4 protein-coding genes, 1 tRNA gene, 3 pseudogenes and 1 riboswitch are annotated in these 7173 nt (G+C 68.5%); of the genes and pseudogenes, 5 read left to right on the top strand and 3 right to left on the bottom strand.

Annotation, left to right across the window (positions count from 1 at the left end):
- The 3 pseudogenes from A6302_RS23185 to A6302_RS18565 form a co-directional block, all read left to right on the top strand.
- A pseudogene (locus tag A6302_RS23185) lies at positions 1-612 on the top strand (hypothetical protein); the annotation flags it as partial.
- Between the two features lie 120 nt (positions 613-732).
- A riboswitch (TPP riboswitch) is annotated at positions 733-855 on the top strand.
- Between the two features lie 248 nt (positions 856-1103).
- Positions 1104-1759 (top strand): annotated as a pseudogene (locus A6302_RS18570) (ABC transporter permease).
- 74 nt (positions 1760-1833) lie between these two features.
- Positions 1834-2786, top strand: a pseudogene (locus tag A6302_RS18565) (ABC transporter substrate-binding protein).
- 23 nt (positions 2787-2809) lie between these two features.
- Here A6302_RS18565 and A6302_RS18560 read toward each other — a convergent pair.
- The 3 genes from A6302_RS18560 to A6302_RS18550 form a co-directional block, all read right to left on the bottom strand.
- Complete coding sequence (locus A6302_RS18560) at positions 2810-3526, bottom strand: redoxin domain-containing protein (RefSeq protein WP_083255899.1); 717 nt, start codon at positions 3524-3526, stop codon at positions 2810-2812.
- A 644-nt stretch (positions 3527-4170) separates the two neighbouring features.
- Positions 4171-5085: an RNA polymerase sigma factor RpoH gene (rpoH, locus tag A6302_RS18555; RefSeq protein WP_069308282.1), complete on the bottom strand. Its 915-nt coding sequence runs from the start codon at positions 5083-5085 to the stop codon at positions 4171-4173.
- Positions 5086-5256: 171 nt separating this feature from the next.
- Positions 5257-6417 (bottom strand): RluA family pseudouridine synthase, encoded by a 1161-nt coding sequence (locus A6302_RS18550; RefSeq protein ID WP_083255898.1) that lies wholly within the window; start codon positions 6415-6417, stop codon positions 5257-5259.
- On the opposite strand from A6302_RS18550, the gene A6302_RS18545 reads away from it, so the two are divergent.
- Positions 6416-6799 carry a hypothetical protein gene (locus A6302_RS18545; RefSeq protein ID WP_069308281.1) on the top strand — a complete coding sequence of 128 codons (384 nt, stop codon included), beginning with the start codon at positions 6416-6418 and terminating at the stop codon, positions 6797-6799. The two genes, A6302_RS18550 and A6302_RS18545, sit on opposite strands and share 2 nt — an antisense overlap.
- 117 nt (positions 6800-6916) lie before the next feature.
- Positions 6917-6992 (top strand) — tRNA-Glu (locus tag A6302_RS18540).
- The last annotated feature ends 181 nt before the right edge of the window (positions 6993-7173 follow it).

Raw genomic sequence — 7173 nt, 5'->3', positions numbered from 1 at the left:
GGCGCCACCGGCGAGACGGTGGCCGAAGCGACGCCGCCGGCCGCCGAGGCGCCCGCCCCGGGCGGCGAGGCGGGTGTGATCGTGGCCCAGCGCGCGCTGCTCTACGAGGAGCCGCTGCCGGGCGGCGAGGGCACGCGGGCCGAGGGTCAGGCGCTGTGGACCTTCGTCCCCGCCTCCGGACCGGACGACCGGGGTGCGATCCGCGCCGAGATCGCGATCCCCGACCACGGGGTGTCGCTGGTCATGGTCATCCGCCGCAACCAGGACGCCTCGCTGCCGGCGAGCCATCTGGTCGACCTGCAGTTCACGCTCGGCACCCAGTTCACCGGCAACGGCATTTCCACCACCCCCGGCCTGATCCTCAAGCCGACCGAGGATGCCCGCGGCGATCCGCTGGTGGGCGCGGTCGCGCCGGTGGCGGACAATCATTTCTGGCTGGCGCTGTCGTCGGTGGAGCGTGACGTCACGCGCAACGTCTCGCTCTTGCGCGAGCGCGACTGGATCGACGTGCCGATCCGCTACGGCAACCGCCGCCGCGCGATCCTCACCTTCGAGAAGGGCGGCCCGGGCAACCGCGTGTTCGAGCAGGCCTTTGCTGCCTGGACCCCCTGAGCCGTCTGCCTCCCGTCTCCGCTTCCCGTCTTCCATTTCCGTCCGGCATTTCCCGTGTCGCCGATCATGGTGCTTTGCCCGATCCACGCTTGCGCGCGCGCCACGCGGGCGGCATAGTTGCGCCCGTCCGAGGGGTGTTCTTGAAAAGAACTGAGATGGCGTCTGGCGCGAAAGCGCCTCAGGCCCGGACCCTTCGAACCTGATCCGGGTCATGCCGGCGAAGGGACGGGACGCAAGACGACGGCCGTGGCATCGATCGGCCCTGTCATTCCCCATCTCCCCGTCGCCGCGTCGCGTCCGGATCGCAAGACCGGGTGCGATGGGAAACGACGGTGTCCGAACGACGCGAGGATCAGGGCAGGGGAGAGCAGGCCGGCGGCCGGCGCGGCGTCGTCCGCGCCCTGCGCCTTGGCGGCGAGATCCTGATCGCCGGCGCCATCGTGGTCGCGCTGTGGCAGGCGGTGGTGATCGTGTTCGCCCCGCCGCCGTTCATGCTGCCCGCGCCGCGCGCCGTCGCCACCACGCTTGTCACCCGCTTCGGCTTTCTCGGCGGGCAGGCGCTCGTCACCTTCACCGAAATCATCCTGGGGCTTGCCTGCGGCGTCGTGCTCGGCACGCTGTCGGGGCTGCTGGTCGGCGGCTCGCCGCGCCTGTCGCGGGTGGTGACACCGATCCTCGTCGTCAGCCAGACCCTGCCGGTGTTCGCCATCGCGCCGCTGCTGGTGCTGTGGTTCGGCTTCGGGCTCGCGTCCAAGGTCGTGATGGCGACGATCATCATCTATTTCCCGATCACGTCCGCCTTTGCCGACGGCCTCAGACGCACCGATCCGGGCCTCCTTGATCTTGCCCGGCTGTGGCGGGCCGGGCGCTGGCAGACGCTGATGCTGATCCGCATGCCGGCGGCGCTGCCGGGGCTGGTGTCGGGCATCCGCGTCGCCGCCGTGTTCGCGCCGATCGGCGCGGTGGTCGGCGAATGGGTCGGCGCTCGCAGGGGCTCGGCTTCGTCATGCTGCAGTCGAACGCTCGGATGCAGACCGACGTGCTGTTCGCCGCGCTGGTGATGCTGGCGGCGGTGACGCTGACGCTCAAGATCGTCGTCGACAGCCTGACCCGCCGGCTCGTGTTCTGGGTCGAGGACGCCACGTGAGCCACGCGCCATCCGCCCGGCCGCCGTCAAAGCCAGATGCCGACAAACACCAAGAAGGAGTGACCATGAGGACGATGAAACGCCTTGCCGCCGCCGCGATGCTGGCGGGGAGCCTGCTGGCCGCGCCGGCCGCCCAGGCCGCCGACAAGCTCACCGTGCTGCTCGACTGGTTCGTCAATCCGGACCACGCGCCGCTGGTGGTGGCCAGGGAGGGCGGCTATTTCGCGCGCCACGGCCTCGATGTGGAATTGCTGCCGCCGGCCGATCCGAGCGCGCCGCCGCGGCTGGTCGCGGCCGGCCAGGGCGATGTGGCGATCTCCTACCAGCCGAGCCTGATCCTCGATGTGGCCGGCGCCTGCCGCTGGTGCGGTTCGGCACGCTGGTGGAGACACCGCTCAACACGCTGATCGTGCTGAAGGACGGGCCGATCAAGCAGCTTGCCGACCTGAAGGGCAAGCGGATCGGCTTCTCGGTGTCGGGCTTCGAGGATGCGATGCTCGGCGCGCTGCTGAAGTCCGGCGGGCTCACCACCGCCGACGTGGAACTCGTCAACGTCAACTTCGCCCTGTCGGCCTCGCTGATCGCCGGCCAGGTCGATGCGGTGGTCGGCGGCTACCGCAATTTCGAGCTGACGCAGATGCGGATCGAGGGCCACGAGGGCCTCGCCTTCTTCCCCGAGGAGAACGGCCTGCCGGCCTATGACGAGCTGATCATGATCACGCACAAGGATCTCGTCGCCGAAGGGGCGGTCGATCCGCGTCTGCCGCGTTTCGTGGAAGCGGTGGAAGAGGCGACGCTGTTTCTCACCAACCATCCGGACGCGGCGTGGAAGCTGTTCCTGAAGGGCTATCCGGATCTCGACGACGAGCTCAACCGCACCGCGTGGAGCGACACGCTGCCGCGCTTTGCCAAGCGCCCGGCCGCGCTCGACGCCGGCCGCTACGCCCGCTTTGCCGCCTTCATGAAGGAGCAGGGGCTGATCGAGACGGTGCCCGAGACGGCGGACTACACCGCCGTCATCCGCTGACAGCCGCGACGTGCCGGGCGCCGTCAGCAGCCCGGGATCGAACGGGGACCGGGACGGCTGGCGGCAGCGCCGGCCGTCTCGGGCGTGAGATCGCCGGTGAGTTCAGGCCCGCGGGCGATCATGCCGTCGATTGCCTCGAGCACCTCGTCCACGCTTGGCCACAGGAACGGGCCGGACTGGACGTGGCTCAGCTGCAGTGTGCCGTCACGCCGCACCAGGAACATGGCGAATTCGCAGATGAAGCCGGCGGCGGCGGGCCGGCCCGTCTCGGCCGACATGTAGATGCCCCAGTCCTGCGCCCGCTCGGGCTTCAGGCCCCAGCCGATCGCCAGCCGGTCGAGACCGGCGGCTTCCGCAAAACTCTCGGCCTCGGCGCGGCTGTCGGCCGAGACTGCCACCACGGCCACGCCGCGGCGCTGGAAGGCCTCGAGCCGGTCGTTGATCGCCTTGAGGAAGTCGCGGCAATGGCCGCAGGCGGCGCCACGATAGGCCACGACGAGCGTGAAATGCTTGGGCTTCTGGTCGCACAGGCGCCAGCAGGGGCCACCGACCATGCTCACCTGAAGCGGCGGCACCGGCTGGCCCGGCAAGGGACGTCCCGTCGCGGCATCCGGCGCCGAGGAAACAGAAGGGCGGATCTGGTCCGTCACCACCGCATGTCCCTGGGCTCCCCGTGTCGCCCCGATCGGTGTCGCCCCGATCGGCGTCGTCCCTGTCGTCGTCATCCTGATCGTGCTCATCACGCTCACCTGGCAGAGGGCTGTTTCGGGCCCGCCGCATCGTCCGGCTATCACGCCCTAACGTCGCCGATCATGAAATCAACGATACGCCGGAACGATTTTGCCGCCTAGTGGATACTCCGTTCAAGTCTGCGCGACCCGAACCGGGCGGACGTCCCGCCCGATACCGCCGGGCAATCCGGGAACTTGTTCCCGTCGCTTCGGCCGCTCCCATGAAATGGGCGCAGGGCATGTCCGATGAAAGAGCCGAGCCCTTCACGTTTCGCTGAGCTTCGTTGTTAATACCGTGAAGATCCTGCGATCGGGTAAAGACTTCGCTGTTGGATCCAAGTTGCCGGACAGATCTTTGTGACCGCCGTTCGCGTTCATCCGGGTTGCGGATGCGCATGGCTGTCAGGGGCGGCAACGGCGGGCGGATCGCGCCATACGCCCACCCTTCCACCGTCCTCGCCGGGTCAAGCCCGGCATAGACGAGGGAAAGACCGGCATCGAAAACCGGCTCCTCGCCCGCCGCCCCTCAACCGAGGCTCCTCATCCGCCACGGCACGAGCCAACGCCGCGCCCCGCCAGATGGAAATGCGCAAGAAAAAGACCCCGCCGGTGGCCGGCGGGGTCGGAACTGTCCTTGAAGCGCAGCGTCAGGATCAGGCGCCGGCAGCCTCGAGGCTGCGGCTGCTCTGGCGGGCGACCTGGTCGCGGGCCGCCTGCTGCATGGTCTCCTGCACCTTCTCGAAGGCGCGCACCTCGATCTGGCGCACCCGCTCGCGGCTGACGCCGAATTCGGTGGAGAGATCCTCCAGCGTCATCGGGTCCTCGGCGAGGCGGCGGGCCTCGAAGATGCGGCGCTCGCGCTCGTTGAGAACGCCCATGGCGTCCTTGAGCATCTTGCGGCGCAGGTCCATCTCTTCCTGTTCGGCGAGCACGGTTTCCTGGCTGTCGGAGTCGTCCACCAGCCAGTCCTGCCATTCGCCGCCGTCGGCCTCCTGCCGGATCGGCGCGTTGAGCGAGGTGTCGCCGGACAGGCGGCGATTCATCGAGATCACCTCCTCTTCCGACACGCCGAGCTTGGTGGCGATCGCCGTAACCTGATGCGCCTTCAGATCACCCTCGTCGAGCGCCTGGATCTGGCCCTTCACCTTGCGCAGGTTGAAGAACAGCCGCTTCTGGTTGGCCGTCGTGCCCATCTTCACCAGCGACCACGAGCGCAGGATGTATTCCTGGATCGAGGCCTTGATCCACCACATCGCATAGGTGGCGAGCCGGAAGCCCTTCTCGGGCTCGAAGCGCTTGACCGCCTGCATCAGACCGACGTTGCCCTCGGAAATGACTTCGCCGATCGGCAGGCCGTAGCCGCGGTAACCCATCGCGATCTTCGCGACGAGGCGCAGGTGGGAGGTCACCAGCTTGTGCGCCGCATCGCGATCCTCATGTTCGCGAAAGCGCTTGGCCAGCATGTACTCTTCCTGCGGTTCGAGCATCGGAAAGCGACGGATCTCGTCGAGATAGCGGGACAGTCCGCCCTCGCCGGCCGCAATCGCGGGAAGTGATGCTCTTGCCATGATCGTGTTCCCTTTCGTCTGGAACGGCCCCCTGTTTCCCAGGCCAGCCGTGGCCGCCCTCGTTCGAGGCGCGTGCCAACTCCCGTATGTGGGAACGATGCCGGTGAATGTCATCGGGTCGGGCGCGGATTTCGCGGCCCTGGCGCGCGGGGCGCCCGTCGTTCCCCTGCCTCAGCAACCGTCAAGGCCGCCGATCAGTTCCCGCATATCTTGCGGGATCGGGCTCTCGAAACGCAAGATATCCCCGGTCACGGGATGGGCGAAAGCAATCAAGAAAGCGTGTAGCGCCTGGCGCGGAAAGGCCCGCACCTGCGCGCCGGCCTCCTCGGGCAGCAGGTTGGCCTTGGTCAGGAAGCCGCGGCCATAGACCGGATCGCCCAGCAGTGGATGGCCGATCTCGGCCATGTGCACCCGGATCTGGTGGGTGCGCCCGGTCTCCAGCCGGCATTCGACGAGGCTGGCCAGCGCATCGCGGCCGCTGCCTTCCGGGTAGCGCTCCACCACCTCGTAGTGGGTGATCGCCTCCTTGCCGTCGCGCCGCACCGACATCCTGGTGCGGTCGGTCGCCGAGCGGCCGATCGGCGCGTCGATCTGGCCGCGGAACGGCTCCGGCGAGCCCCAGACGAGGGCCATGTAGGCCCGCTCCAGATCGCCGGTGCGGCCGTGGTCTGCGAACTGGGCGGCAAGGCCCTTGTGGGCGGTGTCGGTCTTGGCGACCACCATCACGCCAGAGGTGTCCTTGTCGAGGCGGTGGACGATGCCCGGCCGGCGCACGCCGCCGATGCCCGACAGGCTGTCGCCGCAGTGATGCAGCAGCGCGTTGACCAGAGTGCCGGTCCAGTTGCCGGCCCCCGGATGGACGACGAGCCCGGCCGGCTTGTCGATCACGATCAGCTGGTCGTCCTCGTAGAGCACGTCGAGGGGAATGTCCTCGGGCTGCGGGTCGGCCGGCTCCGGCTCGGGCAGGTCGATCGTGTAGACGTCGCCCGCGACCACGTGGCGCGACGGATCGGTGACCGGCCGACCGGCCAGCCGCACCTGCCCGTCCTTCACCAGCGCCTTGAGCCGGCTGCGCGACAGGTCGGGCACGAGGGAGGCGAGAACGGCGTCGAGCCGGTCATTCGTGTTGGTCCCGGGAATCTCGACCACCAGCCGCGCGCCCTCCGCCTCCGCGTCGACTTCATCGTCGGGATCGGCTAGGAGGGGCGCGTTGGCGGCGGCCCCCGGGGACAGGACAGTGGCGGACAGGACGGCCGGGATCGTCGCCCCGTCCTGCGTCGCCGACGGCGAGGCCTCGGCGGACTTGGCGGAACCTTTGCGGCGGGACGACATGAACAGCACTTTCGACGAGAGCAACGAGGGCGGAACGCAGGCGGAGGCGCCGCGGGAACTCCCGTTCGACCCGCAGCTCGCAGCCATGCAGGCAAAACTTCGCCGGTTCGTCATCGTGTCGATGGGAACGCTCGGCGTCGGGCTTCTCGCCGTCTTATTCGCCATCGCCTGGCGTGCCGTCAACTCCGGCGATGCGCCGGCGGCCGGCGGACCGGCATTTTCGGCGATCGCCGAGCTTCCGGCCGATGCCGCGATCCTGTCGCAGGACATCGACGGCGGCCGTCTGGTCGTCACCACCGAAGGCACCGACGGCCGCATCGTCCACCTGTTCGACCTTGCCACCGGCCGCCCGCTCGGCACGATCCGGCTGCTGGCGCGCTGATCCGCCGGCCGATCCGGCGGGCGGCGGGCGAATTCCGCCGCCGCCGGCAAAAGGCTCTTGCGCATCCCTCCGCAGGCAGCTATATCCCGCCCCGTCCCGGCGGTTTCACCGCCCCGTGCTCCCATCGTCTAGCGGTCCAGGACGTCGCCCTCTCACGGCGAAAACAGGGGTTCGATTCCCCTTGGGAGTACCAAATCTTCTTCAAAATATTGATACGGCCGATTTTTTGGCCTTAGCGCTCCCGCCATGGTCTTGGGTGCGGGAACAGCCTGTTCTGCATTCACCTCTACGCGTTCGGCGCCGGCGAACCAAGCGGTTCGGATATTTGCTTTCGTTGTGCGCGCCACCGGCGCTCTCCTCCCGATATCTCGTTG

This window comes from Methylobrevis pamukkalensis, from assembly GCF_001720135.1.
Classification (GTDB): domain Bacteria; phylum Pseudomonadota; class Alphaproteobacteria; order Rhizobiales; family Pleomorphomonadaceae; genus Methylobrevis; species Methylobrevis pamukkalensis.
The sequence above is the reverse complement of the archived record's forward strand: the minus strand, read 5'-3'. Positions and strand labels throughout refer to the sequence as shown.

Coding starts and splice junctions, on each gene's coding strand:
- rpoH (WP_069308282.1), bottom strand. CDS start 5,085: ATGGCAAGAGCATCACTTCCCGCGATTGCGGCCGGCGAGGGCGGACTG.
- A6302_RS18550 (WP_083255898.1), bottom strand. CDS start 6,417: ATGTCGTCCCGCCGCAAAGGTTCCGCCAAGTCCGCCGAGGCCTCGCCG.
- A6302_RS18545 (WP_069308281.1), top strand. CDS start 6,416: ATGAACAGCACTTTCGACGAGAGCAACGAGGGCGGAACGCAGGCGGAG.
- A6302_RS18560 (WP_083255899.1), bottom strand. CDS start 3,526: ATGAGCACGATCAGGATGACGACGACAGGGACGACGCCGATCGGGGCG.